This is a genomic window from Gemmatimonadota bacterium, assembly GCA_026706345.1.
In the GTDB taxonomy this organism is placed as follows: domain Bacteria; phylum JAAXHH01; class JAAXHH01; order JAAXHH01; family JAAXHH01; genus JAAXHH01.
Map to the genome: position 1 here is coordinate 48428 of JAPOYX010000216.1, position 16891 is coordinate 65318.

Below are 16891 nucleotides of genomic sequence, written 5' to 3' on the forward strand. Positions count from 1 at the left end.
CGGCCGCGTTCAGGTCATTCGGACCACCGGAGTAATCATGCGATTTGCCCAACCCGAGTTTCTGTATCTGCTGGCGGCAGCACCGCTGATCATCCTGTTCTATATCGTTCGGTTCCGGCACAGGCGCGACGTGCTCAGGCAGCTGGGAGATCCGGAACTGCTGGACAGGCTTGCACCGTCAACCGTAGCGGGAAGACAGCCGGTCAAGGCGGCGCTTGTGGTCCTGACCCTGGTCTGTTTCGCCCTGGCCCTCGCCCGGCCGCAGTTCGGAACACGGTCCGAAACGGTGCGCCAGACCGGTTTTTCTGTGATGGTCGCGCTGGATGTCTCCAATAGCATGCTGGCCGAGGACGTCCGGCCGAATCGTCTCGTACGGGCCAAGTATGCGGTCCGGTCCCTGGCAAGAAAGCTCCGGAACGACCGGATCGGACTGGTGGTTTTCGCCGGATCTGCTTTTCTGCAGTGTCCCCTGACCGCCGATTACAGCATCGTGGAACTCTTCCTGGACGGTATCGATACCCAGACGGTGGGTACGCAGGGAACGGCCATTGCGGAGGCGTTGCAAATCGCGGACCGGTCGTTCCAGCAGGATCACAAAGGGTACAAGGCCGTCGTACTGATCACCGACGGAGAAGACCACGAGGGAGACCCCGCAGCGATTGCCGCGGAACTGGCGGCCCGGGACGTTCGTGTTTACGTGGTGGGCATCGGCACGCCGCTTGGCGTTCCCATACCGGTCAAGGGCGAGGACGGCATGGTCGCCGGTCACATGCGGAACCGTTCCGGGGAAGTGGTCATGAGCCGCCTGGACGAATCTACGTTGCGCCAGATCGCGGAGACGACCGGAGGGGCTTACTACCGGGCTTCGCCGGGTGGAGAAGAGATGGACCTGGTGTACGATACCCTCGCATCGCTTGAAAGGGCGGAGTTCGAAAGCCGGGAATTTACGCAGTACGTCGAGCGTTACCAGTATATATTGTTGTTCGGCCTGATGCTCCTGGTCGCGGATACCGTGATCCGGGATCGCAGATTGCCCGTCGATTCTTAAGCGTCGGAACCCAGGCCATGCCGGAGTTCAAGCCATGAGCGCCATACTGGTCGTCATCCTGTTCCTCGGTTTGCAGCCGGCCGCGAAGAACGCCCGCGGAAACGAACTGTATCACCAGGAAAAGTACGATGAGGCGCTGGCGGCCTATAACGAGGCGCTGGCGGAGGACGGAGAAAACCCGGCGCTTCATTACAACCGGGGCAACGCGCTGCACCGCGCCGAGCAATATCCCACGTCCGTGCAGGCGTATACGAACGCGTTGGACGGCGACGCGCCGCTCGGCGGCCGGGCCTGGTACAACATGGGCAACAGCCTGTATCGCATGGGCCGGCTGGAGGAATCCATCAAGGCCTACAAAGAGGGCCTGCGGATCAAGTCGGACGATCTCGACATGAAATACAACCTGGAATTCGTGATGCGGCAACACCAGGAACACCAGGACCGCCGGAACGCGCAGAATCCACCGGACGATCAGGACGAACAGGACAACCAGGATAGTCAGGCACAGCCGCCGGAGCCGGAGCAGCAGCAACACGAAGAAGGAGAAAACCCGGAGCAGCAGCAGGCCCCCCGGGAAGGGGAACTGAGCAGGGAACAGGCGGAACGTCTTCTGAATGCCCTGAACAGGGACGAACTGGATATACAGCGCCAGCTGCGCAGACAGCAGGCCACGCAGGTCAATCCGGAGAAAGACTGGTAGCCGGTTCAGGCGGGACCGACGAGCCACGATGGCGGACACTATGATAGTCATGAAATTCGGAGGCACTTCCGTAGGCAGCGTGGAGGCCATTAGACAAGTCGTCGAAATCGTCGGAAACTACCGCGAACACGGCCTGTCGGTGGTATTGTCCGCCATGAGCAAGGTGACCGACGCCCTGCGGGCGATGGCGGCCACCGCCTGCGCCGGAACCGAGCCCACCGCTGCCCTCAAAGCCCTGAGGAAACGCCACGAGGAGACGGTTTGCGCCGTGGCCGAGGGGGATGAGCGGAAGCGGGCCATCGAAGACTGTGCCGGACTGATCGACGAGTTGTCGGGAATCCTGCACGGGATTACGCTGCTCCGGGAGCTTTCCCCGCGTTCGGCCGACCTGGTCAGTTCCTTCGGCGAGCGCCTGTCCGTGATCGTGGTCTCCGCGGCGCTCCGATCGGCCGGCCTGTCGTCCATCCCCGTCGACGCGCGCGAATACGTAAAGACCAACGAGCGCTATACCGAGGCGGAGGTGAATTTCGCGGAAACGGACCGCCGTCTTTCGGAAGGGCTCGCCCCCATGGTGTCCGATGGCTGCATTCCGATCATTACGGGGTTTCTCGGGTCAACGGATGAAGGGGTCACCACGACCCTGGGGCGGGGTGCCTCGGACTATACCGCCTCCTTGGTCGGCGGCGCGTTGCATGCCGGGGAAATCTGGATATGGACGGACGTGGACGGTGCGATGACGGCCGATCCGAGGATCGTCGGGGACGCCCGGGTACTCAAGGAAATTTCCTATCTCGAGGCCGCCGAGATGTCCTATTTCGGCGCCAAGGTACTGCATCCCATGACCATGCTGCCCGCGGTGAAACAGGAGATTCCCATCCGGATCCGGAACACCTTCCGGCCCGAGAACAGCGGCACGGTCATATCGTCGCGCACCCGTACGGCGCCCCTGGGCGTGAAAGCCGTGACGAGTATCGACCGGCTGTGTCTGATCGTGGTCGAGGGCACCAGCCTGAGCAGAACGCCCGACACTCACGCGCGCCTTTTCAAGACCACGGCCGAACGCAAGACCCAGGTCATCATGATTACGCAGGCTTCATCCGAACACGACATCTGCCTGGCGGTCGACGAACGGGACGGCCCCGGAACCGTCCAGGCGCTGAAGGAGGAATTCCGTCATGAAGTCGCCGAAGGCAGCCTGGAGGAGATCTCGGTTCAATCCGGCCTGGCCGTGGTGGCGGTGGTCGGCGGCGGCATGAAGGGAACCCCCGGTATCGCGGCGCGCACGTTCGGCATTCTCGGCGAACACGGGATCAACATCATCGCCATCGCCCAGGGTTCTTCGGAACTGAATATCTCGTTCATCGTCGAACGGAACGACCTGCAGAAGACCGTTCAACTGGTGCACGCGTCCTTTGGACTGGGAGGGGATGGAGATTTTGAGCATAATTAACCTGTTTCAGTTCGGGAAGGGGAACATAGGCGGTGCGCTGATCAGGCAGGTGGCGGAACGGTCCGGGGCCCTGGCCCAGGCCAGCGGCCTGTCTTTCGAGTACGTCGGGATATGCGGCCGGGGCCTGGTGGTCTTCGATCCGCGGGGACTCAATACGGCGCTTCGCCTCCCCGGCGGCCTGGACGGGTTGCTGAACGACGAGGACAGGAACGCGCATTACCCGGGCGCGCCGGACATGATCGGTCGTTTGCTGCACGATCCTCCGCCGAATCTCTGCGTGATCGATACGACGTCCGCCGATATGACGGAGGTACACCTGGCCTGCCTTCGAAAGGGCGTCCCGGTCGTGACGGCCAACAAGAAGCCCATAACCGATCGGGGAGTCGCCTATGACGAGATCCGGCGGCTCGGCCGCGCCAGACGGATGCGATACTGGTACGAAACGACCGCGGGCGCCGGCCTGCCCGTCATAAGTACCGTCAGGGAACTGGTGGACACCGGGGACGAAGTGACCGAAATCGTGGGATGCCTGAGCGGTACGCTCGGCTATATCTGTTCCAGGCTGGACGAGGGGCTCGCCTTTTCGGAAATCGTCCGGGAAGCGAAAGCGCTCGGATACACGGAACCCGATCCCCGGGACGACCTGAACGGGATGGACGTGGCCAGGAAAGCCCTGATCCTCGGCCGGGAGATCGGATACCGTCTCGAACTCGAAGATCTGACGGTCGAGGGCATGGTTTCCGAAGCGCTGCTCGAAGCCCCTTCCGTGGATGCGTTCATGGAGATGCTGCCCCGGGAGGACGCGGAATACGCGCAGCGTGTGGAATCCGGGAGGCAACGCGGGCAAGTGCTGCGATACGTCGCCACCGTAGGAGACGGCACGTGCCGGGTAGGCCTCCGGAGTGTGGACAGAGAAAGTCCTTTGGGAAGCCTGGCCGGTCCGGATAATATGGTCGTGTGCACCACGAAGAGATACCGTGACAACCCGCTGATCGTGCGGGGGCCGGGTGCGGGACCGGAGGTTACGGCGGGAGGCCTGTTCGGCGACCTGATCAAGGCGGCGAGGACGCTGCCCGGCGGCGATCAATAAACCTCGGTATCTGATCTGCTATGGGAGTCTGAAGTGTCGAAGAATGAGATCAAAGTGGGTATCCTGGGCGCAACCGGAGCGGTGGGGCAGCGGTTCGTCCAGTTGCTCGAAAACCATCCCTGGTTCAGGGTAACCGCCCTTGCGGCGTCGGAACGGTCGGCCGGCAGACCCTACCAGGAAGCCGCTTCATGGCGGCTGGATACGCCGATTCCGGAGGCCGCGCGGGAGATGTCCGTTACACTCTGCGAACCGGGACTGGACTGCGATCTCGTATTCTCCGGCCTGGATTCCTCGGTGGCCGGTCCGATCGAGGCGGCCTTCGCCGCCGCCGGCTATGCCGTCGTCAGCAATTCGAAGAACCACCGCATGGACGACGACGTGCCGCTCCTCGTCCCCGAAGTCAACGCGGACCACTGCGGCATCATCGACTACCAGCGGGAGCGAAGAGGATATGACCGCGGGTTCATCGCGACCAATCCGAACTGCTCCACCATCGGTCTTACGATGGCGCTGAAACCGATCGCCGACCACTTCGGCATCCGCCAGGTCGCGGTCACCACCATGCAGGCCCTGTCCGGGGCCGGCTATCCGGGCGTTCCCTCCCTCGAGATACTGGACAACGTGCTTCCATATATCGGGGAAGAAGAAGACAAGATGGAGCGGGAAACCCTGAAGCTGCTGGGCAGGTACCGGGATAACCGGATCGAGAACGCCGGGATCGTCGTCAGCGCCCAGTGCAACCGGGTCCATGTCCAGGACGGCCACATGGAATGCGTTTCCGTGGGCCTGGAGAAGGAAACCGACCCGGGGGGTCTCGCCGAGGCGCTGCGCAACTATCGGGGGCTGCCCCAGGAACTCGGTCTGCCCTTCGCTCCGAGGCAACCGGTCATCGTTCGCGATGAACCGGACCGGCCGCAGCCGAGGATGGACCGCGACGCCGAGAACGGCATGGCCGTGACGGTGGGCCGGATCCGGCCCTGCCCGGTGCTGGACATGAAATTCGTAGTTCTCTCCCATAACACCATCCGAGGGGCCGCGGGGACCGCCATCATGAACGCGGAGCTGCTGCGAACCCGGGGATACCTGGATTGAACGCATGAGACAGTGGACGCACAGAAGCCTGTGCCTGTTGCTGCTTTTTGGGCCGCTTTCCGTGACGGGGCAGGAAGTCTCGGTTACGGCGGAGGTGAACCGGACCCGGGTGACGATCGACGAGACGCTGATTTTGACGATCTCGGTGTCGGGATCCGACCTGGGCGATGTCCCGAAGCCCGAATTGCCCGATATGCAGTCTTTCAGCGTCATCGGCAGTACCTCCTCCTCGTCCACCAGCTTCAATCTGGTCAACGGTAAGTTGTCCTCCTCAAGGTCCGTGCGGTATATCTACCAGTTGAAACCCCGGAAGACGGGGACCCTGGTCATCGGCTCGGCCGAACTGACCTATGACGGGGCCACCCATGAAACGACGCCTGTATCGATCGTGGTCACGCAGGGCGCCTCGGGTCCGTCGCCGGGCGGAACCCGTGTCGCACCGCCGGGCGGAACCCCGGCCGCGCCGGCGAGTCTTTCGCAGGATAACACCGGCTTGCCGGACCTCGGGGACGCCGTATATATCCGGACCACCCTGGACAAGAAGCGGGTCTACCTGGGCGAGCAGGTCACGGTGACCTACACGCTGTACACCCGCCTGGGCCTGTCGAATGCGCGGTACGATGAGGTCCCCTCCTATACCGGTTTCTGGCTGGAGGAGCTCTTTTCCGCGCACCACCTCGATTTCATGGAAGAAATCATTGCCGGCAGGCGGTACGCCGTAGCCAGGCTGCGGCAGGTCGCGTTGTTTCCCACCGTGACGGGCGAGTTGAAAATCGAGCCGCTGTCCATGATCTGCGACGTACAGGGCGAGCGATCCCGCAGAAGCCTCCTCGACCGCTTTATGAACGATCCCTTCGACACGTTTTTCTCTAATACACGCCAGATCAGGGTGGTGTCCGGAGGGCAGACCGTGACGGTTCTGCCGCTTCCGGGCGAGGGCCGCCCCGCCGGTTTCAGCAACGCGGTGGGCGACTTCTCGCTTAAGGCGACGGTGGACCAGGCCACCACGGAGGTTAACCAGCCCGTGACGCTGACGATTGTGCTGGCCGGCGAGGGCAACCTGAAGACCGTGGAAGATCCCGCCCTGCCGCCGCTCGACTACTTCAAGGAATACCAGTCCGGGAACAAGGCGGAATACGCGTCAGCCGGATCGCGCGTTTCGGGAACGAAAACCTGGGAACACGTGCTCATCCCCACCCTCCCCGGCGACCATTCCATCGCGTCGCTTTCCTTTCCTTTCTTCAATCCCGATACGGATGCCTATCGGGTTGCGACGACCGACCCGGTAACCATTACCGTCCTGCCGCCCAGCGGAGAACAGGCCGCCGTCGTCGATATGCCGCGCAAGACGGTCGTCCGGCAAATAAGGGAGGATATACAGTACATCAAGCCCGAAACGGTATTCCTCGGCGATCAGGGAGAGGTCCTGTTCAGGTCATCTTGGTATCTTCTATTGCACGCCCTGCCCGTCGCCGTGATCCTGGCCGCGTTCTTTTACAGGTCCCACGCCCACCGCCTGCGGAGCGATGCCGGTTACGCCCGGCGGCGCCGGGCGAGAGGCAACGCCGATGGCGAACTGCGGCAATCGAAAGAGAAGCTGGATCAGGGTGCGCTTGACCAGGCCTTCACGGGCATATCCAACGCCCTGTACGGCTATGTCGCCGACAAGTGCAATCTGCCGACGGCCGGTCTGACGTCGCCCCGCGTCGTTGAACTGCTCAGGGAGAGGGGCATGGACGACGACACGGTAGAGCTGGTCAAGGACTGCCTGGACGCTTGCGACATGGCCCGGTTCGCCCCGACGGCGCTCACGGCGGAACATACCGAAGACGTCCTCGGCAGGGCCCGTAAGGGCATCGAATCCATCGAATCGCAGATGGCCGGAGACCGTTGAAAACCAATCCACTACCCACCATGCGCGCACAGGGCATATCCGGTGCCGTCTCGAAACCGGAAGGGAATCCGGAGCGGTACGGCCGCCGCGGCCTGGTCTCGTGGCTGATCCTGGTCGCCCTGGCCGCCGGCTGCGCGGCCGCCGGCTGCGCCGAAGATACGGCGGACAGGCAGACCGTGGAGTTGTACCGGCAGGGCAACCAACTGTATGAAGGCGGGAAGTATGCGGAGGCGAGCCGGACGTACGAACGCATCATTCAGCGCGGGATACGTAACGGGCACGTATACTACAACCTGGGGAACGCGTATTACAAGCAGGACCGGATCGGCCGGGCCATCCTGGCCTACGAAAGGGCTTCCCGCCTGATGCCTCGGGACGGAGATCTGCGAAACAACCTGGACCTGGCCAACGAAAGGACGGTCGACCAGATTGCCCGCGACGTGCCGTGGTTCGGCAGGCAGGCGCTGGACGCAGTGACGGTGAATGAAGCCACGGTTGTTGCCACCGTATCGGGGTTTATCGCGTCGCTGGCCCTGGTGTGCTACTTGATTGCCAGGCGGCCGCGCGCGCGGTCCGCGTCAGGCTATGCTTTACTGGTCACGTGCCTCGTCTTGTTGCTGGCCGCCGGGTTCATGGGCATAAAGATCTACGATAGCCTGGGGAATGACGAAGGCATCGTCCTGAGCCCAACGGTCGTGGTCAGAACGAGCCCCGACGCAGCATCCGAACCGGTTTTCACGCTACACGAGGGTGCCAGGGTGCAACTGGTCGAACACCGGGACGACTGGATGCGAATCCGCTTGCCGGACGGCAAGAACGGCTGGCTCTCCCGGGACGATCTCGAAGGCATCTGACACCGACACGGGACATGTAACCTCCGCACGGGCTTCCAACCCGGAAACAGGACATCGAGACACGCCTATGCTGACTTCCATCTCCGAACCACAGACCCAACGCATTGATCCCGGTGATGATGCGTACTGGTCCCAGGTCCGGTCGCAGTTCATAACGGAACCGGACCACGCCTACCTCAACAACGCCGCTCTGGGCATGCCGCCCAAGCCTGTTCGGGACGCCGTCGCAGCGGGTTTTCGCCTGATGTCCGAGAATCCGTCGAAGGCCAAGCGGGTCTTCCAGGACTATATCGAAGAGGAACTCAGGCCGGCCATGGCGGGTTTTCTACGCGCGGAAACCGGTGAGATCGCCCTGGCCCGCAACGCGACCGAGGGCCTCTATCATATCGTCAACGGCCTGGAACTGGCGCCCGGCGACCGGATCCTGATGACTACCCAGGAGCATCCCAGCGCGGTGAAGCCCTGGAAGGTACGGGCGGAACGGGACGGGATCGAGATCAGGGAGGTCCAGATCCCCAGCCCGTTAACTGGAGAGGATGATATCGTGGAGCGCATAGCCGGGGCGATCGACAGGCGGACGAAGGTGTTCTTTTTCTGCCACGTGACCCGCGGGGGATACCTGTATCCGGTCAGGCGGCTTTGCGCCCTGGCCAGGGACCGGGGGCTGATATCGGCCATCGACGGCGCCCAGGCCGTGGGTATGCTGGACGTCGACCTGGCGGATATGGAATGCGACCTGTATACCAACAGCCTGCACAAGTGGTTTCTAGGTCCCGCCGGCACGGGGTTTCTGTACGTCAATCGCGCCCTGCAGCCTTCCTTCGGCACGCTGTACGCGCCAGTGGCGGAACCCGGGGTGGACGCCCGCCGTTACGAGATTCAGGGGACCTACGATCTTCCCGTTCGAGCGGCCCTCGGCACCGCCCTCGATTTCCTGAACCGGATCGGCATATGCAATATCGAAAGGCGGCTGCGCATGCTGTCGGATTACCTGAGACAGGCCCTCCTGGATATCCCCCGGCTGCGGTTGCTCACCAGCCAGTCCCACGACATCTCGTCGCCCGGCTCCACCATCTTCGAATTCGACGGGATCAACGCGGCGCGATGGCGCGGCCCCATGGAGACGGAAGCGAATCTGCACGTGGACGACCACGACCGGGACGGTCACCACGGCATCCGCATCTCCACCCACTATTACAACACTACGGACGAGATCGACCGGTGCGTGGACAAGTTGAGAGATATGTTACGGCGGGAAGGGTAGGATCCGAGCAGATGTTCTTCGAAGAAACCCCGCGGACGAAATCGACCGGCGGGAAGTGCCGCCGGGCGTATGGACGGCCCGTGTCGTAACTGAATCGTGCCGCCGGCTCAGACTTCATATCCCAGTTCGTCCAGCGCTTCCCCCAGCAAGTCCATGGGGAGATCGCCTTCCGCCTTTTTCCACCGGCCCACCGCTTCGGGGCGAACGACGATGCGGCTGAGGGGAATGCCGAGGTAGTCTTCCAGCCGGCGCAGGGTCTCTTCCTGGTTCAACACGAAGTCCTCGAACCGTACGGTCAGCAGATGTACGGGTTTCGGCGTTGCTTTCATGAGCTGATACTGGTACAGCCAGGAAATGGCCCTGCGCCGGCGTATGTCCGGGTCGTCGGGATAAGCGATGCCGAAATCACCGAGATCGTCCGTCCTGTGGTCGGCCAGGATGCCGTCCCGGGGGTCCCGGATCCAGTGTATATACCGGATATCGGGAAACATGCGGACGATCCAGGGATAGACGAGTGTCGTTTCCGGGAGTTTCCAGCCGCGGTGCGGGTTCCCGTTTTCCGCCACGTCGGCCAGGTACGTTTCCATTTTTTCCACGAATTCCGGGTCGGGATCCATTCCCATCACCCGTGCGTAGTCCCAGGTAAGTCCACCCTTCCAGGCCACGTATTTCGCGAAGATGCGGCAGGCGTCGTACAGATCGTGCGGCGGTACCTTGTCGCCGGACGCGTTTATTGTTCTCCCCATGAACACGCCGCTCGTATAGAGCGTGTGCGATATGGCCCGCGTTCCGGAGTGCCCCCGGCCTATGATGGTGATGATGGACATGATGCTTGCCGGCTGATCGCAACCGGCTGAAGTCTCCCGCGGCAGTGATGCGCGGCATGTCGACAGCCTCGCATGTCAGAGCGTCGGCACCGGTCAGACCCTGATTCTGGACACGGAAATATGGCCACTAAAGCAAAGATCGGTATCCTGGCCGGGTCGCCGGGGCCGTTCGTGGTATACATCCATGTTTTGATATCCGTTTCCGGTTCGTGCGAATGTGTGCCTGAAGGGACTCGAGTCCACGGAAGCGATTTTTGTCTCCAGCCGGGGTTCGTTGTGCTCCGGGTGCGGCAGGTTCACGTTTAGAAAACATCCGGATTCCAGGGGTTCGCACAGCAGGCGTTTGAGCAACGGCCCGAGGCGTTCGGCGGCCAGCGGCCAGTCGATCGCCCTTCCCTCCGCCACATAATGGGACAGCGCCATGGCCTTGCATCCGTGGAACGCCGCTTCCCTGGCGGCTGCCACCGTACCGGATTCGTAGACGTCCACCCCGAGATTGGCCCCGTGGTTTATCCCGGAAAGCACCCAGTCTCCATCTGGCGCCAGTTGACCGAGCGCCAGGCGGGCGCAGTCGGCCGGTGTGCCCCAGACCCTGTATCGGTCTCCGGCGAGTTCATCCACGCGGATTGGGCGGTCGTTGGTCAACTGGTGGCTGGCGCCGGATTGGATTTCCGCCGGTGCGACAATGACCACATCGCCCCACTGCGACGCCAGGCCGGCGAGGGTCAGCAGACCCTGCGCCTCAATGCCGTCGTCGTTGGTAACGATCAGTTTCACCGCGGCCTACTTGTCCTGGGGAACGGGTTTTCCGGATGGATTGCAGCGTGATTGGGAAGTTGAGGAATGCGGGTAACTCGTCTTGCGCTGAACACGAGGTCGCCTGATCCTTCGCCAACACGGCAGGAGTAATCCGAACAGGGGATAGATGACAATGATGGCGAGCCCGCCGCTGATCCACTGTATGATGCGGGCCAGACGCAGGTTGTTCTTTCTTCTCATACCTAGGCCGTCGATATGAAATATAAAAGCGACCGGTCCCGGACGCTGACTGATCGCGGTATATTCTAGGTGGCTGAATACCGGTTGTCAAGTCCATTCGGAGGACTCGAGCCGAAGCCGGAGGGGCGTGCGGGTCATTGGCAGGCGTCGTCCGTTACGCGTTCTCGACGGGACTTTCGGGGCGTCCCACGGGCATGACGAAAGCCATGAAGAGATAGAGCAGGGTTACCGTTCCCACGGAAAACAGAAAGGCGATGAAGAACCCGATGCGCACCAGGGTCGGGTCAAGGTCGAACGCATCTGCCAGACCGTTGCACACGCCGAAGATCTTCTTGCCTTCATTGAGCCTGTACAGTCGTCGATGTCTGAAGAACTCCATGATCTGCCCTCTGTATGCGAACAGGATAAAAACCGCGGCGCCGATTGCCACGATGGGCACCAGCGGAAGGATGAAGGAGAATCGCCCGAAGTCCGGCCCGAAGTCCGGAGCGTATGAATAGGTCAGCACGATCACGGCCAGCAGGATCAGCAGGATTCCCCAGACCGTGTTGTTGTTCCGGGAGGTGCTCGGGTAGCCTTGGGCTTGCTGGCCCGTCTGGCCCGCCTCGCCCGCCTGGCCCGATGCCTCGGAAGCCGGCTGCGCCTCGGCTGCGTCCACGGGCGTCGGGTCGGGATTCCGGGGTATGATGAAAACGCACACCAGGTACGCGAGGAAGACGAAGGGGCCGAAAGCGGGCAGGGTGATGACCGTGAAGGCGACCAGGGCGATGCGAAGCACGGAGGCGTCCACGTCGAAGTATTCGGCCAGGCCGCCGCATATGCCGCTTATCATCCTGTTGGAAGAGGATCTGTAGAGGATTTTCCTAGGCACGGATACGTTACCCTCCGTTTTTCTTCCCCGTCGTCTGTTCACCGGTGCCGGGATCGGCGCTTGGACCGGTGCCGGGATCGGCGCCGGGACCGGGATCAGGGCCGGGACCAGGAACGGGGCCGGGTCGGACCTGCTGAAGGCCGGCCTGCTCCTGGTTCCTGTTGTGCAGCAGCCGGGAGCGTACTATCAGGCCGATGCCCACGAACAGAAGCACGAAGCCGAAGAATTCCACGTCGCTGGCGATGACCGTGGCCAGGCCGATGCCCACCAGGAGTACCACGAGAAGAGAGGGCACGCCGGAATCGTGCTTCCTGGCTTCGATGTATATCCCTTTCTCGATCATCGCCATACGTTCGTGGTGCCTGATTTCCCGTCCCCTCCTCAGATACCCCAGCAACCCGAGGACGATTCCCAGTCCGAAGGAAATGGAAACCGTACCTACGGCTGCTTCCCAGTAATCCAGATAGGCGAGGACTACTGCCATGACACAGGTACTGATGAACAAAACCGCCCAGGCTTTCCAGCTATCCATACCCGCCTCCAGATGGATCCTGCTACCTCAGTCGCATCGTCTGTTCAGCAATGCCGCTCAACTTTTCGACACGAAAACCGGCCTTTTTGTTTCGGAAACTGAAAATTAAATCGTTTTGCAGGTATTGCCACGGAAAAAGTATACTCATGTATTGAAACATTTGTAGATTCCCGGTAGTCTTATTGTTGAATGGGGAATCGACCGGGATTCTTCAAGGGGTCGAATCTGTCCGGCGAAACGGCCCTGTAAGCGGCTGAGACTCGCTTGAGACAGGATGAAGCGACCCATGGATTTGAGCGATGAAGAACTCGTCGCAAGGGCCCGGAAAGGCGACAGGCCGGCATTCGCCCATCTCGTTGACCGGCACCGGGTTTCCGTATTCAACCTGACCCTCAGGATCGTTGGAAACCGGGAAGACGCCGAAGAGGCGGCGCAGGATGTGTTCGTCCGGGCTTACAGGAGTCTCGACAGGTTCCGCGGAGATGCCAGGTTTGCCACGTGGCTTTACCGTATCGCCGTGAATGTAAGCCTGAGTTCGGCACGGCGTTCCCGGCGGGACCTGTCCACCACTTCCCTGTCGGAGCCGGAAGATGACGATGACGGATTGCCGTTGCAGATACCGGATACCTCGGCGAATCCCGCGGAACGGTTCGAGCAGGCTGAATTCAGGGAACAGGTCAGGAACCTGGTGTCGGCGCTTCCGCCTATTTACAGCGCGGTGATCGCGATGTATCATATCCAAAGCCTGTCTTATGACGAGATCTCGGAAGCGCTGGAGCTGCCGATTGGCACCGTCAAGGCCCGGCTTTTCCGTGCCCGCGCCGCTTTGAGGAACCTGGTCGGCCGATCCATGGAGCCCGATTCGCTGAGTTAATCCGGCCCAGGGGCCCCCGGAGTCGATTGATTATGAACTGCGCATCCGTACAACGACTGATATATGAAGCCGTGGACCGGGCGCTTGCCCCGGATGAGCGCCGCCTGGTGGATGCCCATCTGACAGGATGCGAACGCTGCAGGTCGGAGGTGGCTGTGCTCGACGCCCTGATCGAGACGGTCGAGACGACCCCTCCGGCGGACCCTTCCGACGCATTCCTGCCCAACGTGATGGCAAGGCTCCCCGCGTCCCGGCGGTCCGCGTGGCTCGTGCCGTCCGTGGTCTTCCCCCGCGTGGCCTTTGCCGCAACCCTGGTGGTGGCCGCACTGGTCTGGCTGTATCGCGAGACGTTTGCCGAAATCGTGGGAAACCTCCTGCCCGTACAGGCTGTGATGGGACCGGCGGCGACCGTGATCCGTGACCTCCAGGCTTACATCCAGACTCAGGCCGGTGCGGTGGCGGACAGCCTGCCCGAACCGGTGTCCACCTCCGTCGACTGGGGTTCTCTTCTGCTGGTGGTCACCACGCTGGTGGTCGGTTACCTTCTGGTACGCACGGCCGAAGCGCTGGGCGTCGGAAACTCGAACATGCAGGTCGGCAAGCGGCCTTAGATTCTCCGGTTCGCCTGTACCGGCTCATAGCCGTCCTCTGCACCGGAGAACGCAAAGATACCCGCCTTGATACGGGTCCCGGGCAGCCCGCATACTTGTTGACAATCCGCGCGTTAATCGTTTTATTTCACCCTGTTGCATACGATTTCCATTAAGGCGGCTTTCCGGTTTTCCGGGCGGCCACACGGGGATTCCATGTCCACTGCACCTATTCGCAACTTCTCCATTATCGCGCATATCGACCACGGCAAATCGACGCTGGCGGATCGCCTGCTGGAGATGACGGGTACCGTGTCCCCCTTGAAGATGCGCGCCCAGATGCTGGACAACCTCGACCTGGAGCGGGAACGGGGCATCACGATCAAGGCGCACGCGATCCGCATGTCTTACGAGTCGCCGGACGGGCAGGCTTACACCCTGAACCTGATCGATACGCCCGGTCATGTCGATTTCTCCTACGAGGTATCCCGCAGCCTCGCCGCCTGCGAGGGCGCGCTTCTGATCGTCGACGCGGTCCAGGGCATCGAGGCGCAGACGATCAGCAATCTCTACCTGGCCCTGGAAAACGACCTGACCATTATCCCCGTGATCAACAAGATCGATCTTCCAAACGCCCGGGTCGACGTCGTTACGGGACAAATCGTGGATCTTCTGGGCGTCGAGCCCGACGACGTCATACTGGCCAGCGCCAGGGACGGCATCGGGGTCGAGGAGGTGCTGCAGGCCATCCTGGACCGCATCCCGCCCCCTGAACCCGACGACAGTCCGTTGCGGGCCCTCATCTTCGACTCGATATTCGATCAGTACCGCGGCGCCGTGCCTTACGTGCGCGTCATGAGCGGCGAAATAAGGCCGGGCATGGACATCGTCATGTGTTCCAACGGCAAGCGATTCGAAGTCGCGGAGACCGGGGTACTTCGTTTTGACAAGGCGCCCGTGGACGCGCTCACGGCCGGGGAGGTCGGCTATCTGATCGGGAACATCCGAAACGTGGCCGACGCCAGCGTGGGCGACACCGTCACCGATGCCGCCCGGCCCTGCGACGAACCGCTGCCCGGTTACCGGGAGGCCAAGTCCATGGTGTTCAGCGGGCTCTATCCGGCGACGTCGGAAGATTACGAGCCGCTCAAGGAGGCCCTGGAAAAATACCAGTTGAACGACGCCGCCCTGGTATACGAACCCGAAACCTCGGTAGCGCTCGGATTCGGTTTTCGCTGCGGTTTCCTGGGACTCCTGCACATGGAGGTCGTACAGGAGCGCCTCGAGCGGGAGTACGGACTTACGATCCTGGCCACCATGCCGAGCGTGGAGTACCGGATCAGGACCACCGCGGGCGAGGTGCTCAGAGTGGACAACCCGGCCGATATGCCGGACGCCTCGCTCATCGCCTGCGTGGAAGAGCCGTTCATACAGGCGCAGATCGTGGTGCCGACGGATTACATCGGCAATATCATGAAGCTGACCCGGGACCGGCGGGGCGTTTACAAATCCATGGAGTACCTCGACACGACCCGGGTCTCCCTGCAGTACGAACTGCCGCTGTCGGAGATCGTCTTCGATTTCTACGACAGGTTGAAGTCGATCAGCCGCGGGTATGCTTCTTTCGACTACGACTTCCTGGAATACCGCGCCTCGCCCCTGGTCAGGCTGAACCTGCTTCTCAACGGCGACCTGGTGGATGCCCTTTCTATTATCATCCACAAGGACAAGGCCTATGAGTGGGGCCGCGAACTGTGCCAGCGGCTGCGCAAGATCATACCGCGGCAGATGTTCGAGGTCGCCGTCCAGGCCGCCATCGGCGGCAGGGTCATCGCGCGTGAATCGATCCGTCCTCTGCGCAAGAACGTCACGGCCAAGTGCTACGGAGGCGACATTACCCGGAAACGCAAACTCCTGGAACGGCAGAAGGAGGGCAAACGGCGCATGAAGCAGGTCGGGAACGTCGAATTGCCGCAGGAAGCCTTTCTGGCTGTACTTGATATCCGGGGCGAAGGCGCGGCCGTCGGAGGATAGACGCCAGAGACCGGTTTTCATGCCGGACGGCTCACCACCTCGGAGGATATCCATCCTTGGCGAAAAAAAAGTCTCTGCTTCGAGAGTACGTGGAAATCGTGCTGTTCACCGTGCTTCTCTTTCTCGTCATCCGTGCGGAGGTTGTTCAGGCTTTCCGCATTCCGTCGGAATCCATGGAAGCCACCCTGCAGGTGGGTGACTTCCTGCTGGTCAACAAATTCGTCTACGGCCCCGGCATTCCTTTCACGGATATACGTCTGCCCGCCTGGCGCGATCCGGAACCCGGCGATATCCTGGTGTTTCCTTATCCCCGCAACCCTGCGCAGATGTTCATCAAGCGGTGTATCGCCGTCGCCGGGCAGAAGGTGGAGATCCGAGACAAAAACGTATACGTCGACGATGTACTGGTGGAAAATCCGCCGCACGTCAAGTTCGATGATCCGACGGTAAGGGCGGCCCCGCGAAGCACGCGGGACAACTGGGGCCCCAAGATCGTTCCGGCGGGCACCCTGTTCGTCATGGGGGACAACCGGGACTACAGTTCGGACAGCAGATACTGGGGATTCGTAGACACGAGGGATGTCGTGGGCAACGCCTTCATCATCTACTGGTCCTGGGAACGGCACCGGGAAGACCCTGAACTGGTGTGGCAGTCGTCCAGGCCCCTGGAGAGCGTCGCCTCCCTGGTCTACGTGCTGGGTTACAACATCGTCCACGTTCCCTGGCGCGTCCGCTGGAATCGCATCGGCAGAATCGTCATGTAGGTCGGGAC

Annotated in this window: 16 protein-coding genes; 12 read left to right on the plus strand and 4 right to left on the minus strand. The window is 61.8% G+C overall.

What is annotated here, in order from left to right:
* Positions 1 to 37: 37 nt before the first annotated feature.
* The 8 genes from OXG98_15270 (at position 38) to OXG98_15305 (ending at position 9392) form a co-directional block, all read left to right on the plus strand.
* Positions 38 to 1048, plus strand: coding sequence for a VWA domain-containing protein (locus tag OXG98_15270; protein MCY3773365.1), 1011 nt, complete (start codon positions 38 to 40; stop codon positions 1046 to 1048).
* A gap of 34 nt (positions 1049 to 1082) precedes the next feature.
* The gene (locus tag OXG98_15275) at positions 1083 to 1748 is read left to right on the plus strand and encodes a tetratricopeptide repeat protein (GenBank protein ID MCY3773366.1); all 666 of its coding nucleotides are present in this window, start codon (positions 1083 to 1085) and stop codon (positions 1746 to 1748) included.
* A 40-nt stretch (positions 1749 to 1788) separates the two neighbouring features.
* A complete protein-coding gene (locus OXG98_15280) occupies positions 1789 to 3198 on the plus strand; it encodes an aspartate kinase (protein MCY3773367.1) in 1410 nt (469 codons plus the stop codon).
* Positions 3185 to 4288 carry a hypothetical protein gene (locus OXG98_15285; GenBank protein ID MCY3773368.1) on the plus strand — a complete coding sequence of 368 codons (1104 nt, stop codon included), beginning with the start codon at positions 3185 to 3187 and terminating at the stop codon, positions 4286 to 4288. Before OXG98_15280 ends, OXG98_15285 begins: the two co-directional genes overlap by 14 nt.
* A 33-nt stretch (positions 4289 to 4321) precedes the next feature.
* Entirely contained in the window at positions 4322 to 5380 is a 1059-nt protein-coding gene (asd, locus tag OXG98_15290) for an aspartate-semialdehyde dehydrogenase (GenBank protein ID MCY3773369.1), read from the plus strand.
* Positions 5381 to 5384: 4 nt separating this feature from the next.
* Entirely contained in the window at positions 5385 to 7274 is a 1890-nt protein-coding gene (locus OXG98_15295) for a BatD family protein (GenBank protein ID MCY3773370.1), read from the plus strand.
* Complete coding sequence (locus tag OXG98_15300) at positions 7271 to 8128, plus strand: tetratricopeptide repeat protein (GenBank protein MCY3773371.1); 858 nt, start codon at positions 7271 to 7273, stop codon at positions 8126 to 8128. Before OXG98_15295 ends, OXG98_15300 begins: the two co-directional genes overlap by 4 nt.
* A 67-nt stretch (positions 8129 to 8195) precedes the next feature.
* Positions 8196 to 9392 carry an aminotransferase class V-fold PLP-dependent enzyme gene (locus OXG98_15305; protein ID MCY3773372.1) on the plus strand — a complete coding sequence of 399 codons (1197 nt, stop codon included), beginning with the start codon at positions 8196 to 8198 and terminating at the stop codon, positions 9390 to 9392.
* A gap of 107 nt (positions 9393 to 9499) precedes the next feature.
* Here OXG98_15305 and OXG98_15310 read toward each other — a convergent pair whose 3' ends face one another.
* The 4 genes from OXG98_15310 to OXG98_15325 all read right to left on the minus strand — a co-directional run bounded on the left by OXG98_15310 (position 9500) and on the right by OXG98_15325 (position 12621).
* Positions 9500 to 10219 carry a sulfotransferase gene (locus OXG98_15310; protein ID MCY3773373.1) on the minus strand — a complete coding sequence of 240 codons (720 nt, stop codon included), beginning with the start codon at positions 10217 to 10219 and terminating at the stop codon, positions 9500 to 9502.
* Positions 10220 to 10312: 93 nt separating this feature from the next.
* Positions 10313 to 10996, minus strand: coding sequence for a 5'/3'-nucleotidase SurE (gene surE / locus OXG98_15315; GenBank protein ID MCY3773374.1), 684 nt, complete (start codon positions 10994 to 10996; stop codon positions 10313 to 10315).
* A gap of 376 nt (positions 10997 to 11372) precedes the next feature.
* Positions 11373 to 12089 carry a PspC domain-containing protein gene (locus OXG98_15320; protein MCY3773375.1) on the minus strand — a complete coding sequence of 239 codons (717 nt, stop codon included), beginning with the start codon at positions 12087 to 12089 and terminating at the stop codon, positions 11373 to 11375.
* 7 nt (positions 12090 to 12096) lie between these two features.
* Positions 12097 to 12621, minus strand: a complete 525-nt coding sequence (locus OXG98_15325; protein ID MCY3773376.1) for a hypothetical protein — start codon at positions 12619 to 12621, stop codon at positions 12097 to 12099.
* Positions 12622 to 12907: 286 nt separating this feature from the next.
* Here OXG98_15325 and OXG98_15330 point away from each other — a divergent pair, with 286 nt between their 5' ends.
* The 4 genes from OXG98_15330 to lepB all read left to right on the plus strand — a co-directional run bounded on the left by OXG98_15330 (position 12908) and on the right by lepB (position 16883).
* The gene (locus tag OXG98_15330; protein ID MCY3773377.1) at positions 12908 to 13495 is read left to right on the plus strand and encodes a sigma-70 family RNA polymerase sigma factor; all 588 of its coding nucleotides are present in this window, start codon (positions 12908 to 12910) and stop codon (positions 13493 to 13495) included.
* Between the two features lie 32 nt (positions 13496 to 13527).
* Positions 13528 to 14106: a zf-HC2 domain-containing protein gene (locus OXG98_15335; protein MCY3773378.1), complete on the plus strand. Its 579-nt coding sequence runs from the start codon at positions 13528 to 13530 to the stop codon at positions 14104 to 14106.
* A 195-nt stretch (positions 14107 to 14301) separates the two neighbouring features.
* Entirely contained in the window at positions 14302 to 16119 is a 1818-nt protein-coding gene (gene lepA / locus OXG98_15340; GenBank protein ID MCY3773379.1) for a translation elongation factor 4, read from the plus strand.
* Positions 16120 to 16175: 56 nt separating this feature from the next.
* Positions 16176 to 16883 (plus strand): signal peptidase I, encoded by a 708-nt coding sequence (gene lepB, locus OXG98_15345; GenBank protein ID MCY3773380.1) that lies wholly within the window; start codon positions 16176 to 16178, stop codon positions 16881 to 16883.
* Positions 16884 to 16891 lie beyond the last annotated feature (8 nt).

What these genes read in the sequence shown, in the direction of transcription:
- OXG98_15270 (MCY3773365.1), top strand. Translation starts at nt 38, where the DNA reads ATGCGATTTGCCCAACCCGAGTTTCTGTATCTGCTGGCGGCAGCACCG.
- OXG98_15275 (MCY3773366.1), top strand. Translation starts at nt 1,083, where the DNA reads ATGAGCGCCATACTGGTCGTCATCCTGTTCCTCGGTTTGCAGCCGGCC.
- OXG98_15280 (MCY3773367.1), top strand. Translation starts at nt 1,789, where the DNA reads ATGATAGTCATGAAATTCGGAGGCACTTCCGTAGGCAGCGTGGAGGCC.
- OXG98_15295 (MCY3773370.1), top strand. Translation starts at nt 5,385, where the DNA reads ATGAGACAGTGGACGCACAGAAGCCTGTGCCTGTTGCTGCTTTTTGGG.
- OXG98_15305 (MCY3773372.1), top strand. Translation starts at nt 8,196, where the DNA reads ATGCTGACTTCCATCTCCGAACCACAGACCCAACGCATTGATCCCGGT.
- OXG98_15310 (MCY3773373.1), bottom strand. Translation starts at nt 10,219, where the DNA reads ATGTCCATCATCACCATCATAGGCCGGGGGCACTCCGGAACGCGGGCC.
- OXG98_15325 (MCY3773376.1), bottom strand. Translation starts at nt 12,621, where the DNA reads ATGGATAGCTGGAAAGCCTGGGCGGTTTTGTTCATCAGTACCTGTGTC.
- OXG98_15330 (MCY3773377.1), top strand. Translation starts at nt 12,908, where the DNA reads ATGGATTTGAGCGATGAAGAACTCGTCGCAAGGGCCCGGAAAGGCGAC.
- OXG98_15335 (MCY3773378.1), top strand. Translation starts at nt 13,528, where the DNA reads ATGAACTGCGCATCCGTACAACGACTGATATATGAAGCCGTGGACCGG.
- lepA (MCY3773379.1), top strand. Translation starts at nt 14,302, where the DNA reads ATGTCCACTGCACCTATTCGCAACTTCTCCATTATCGCGCATATCGAC.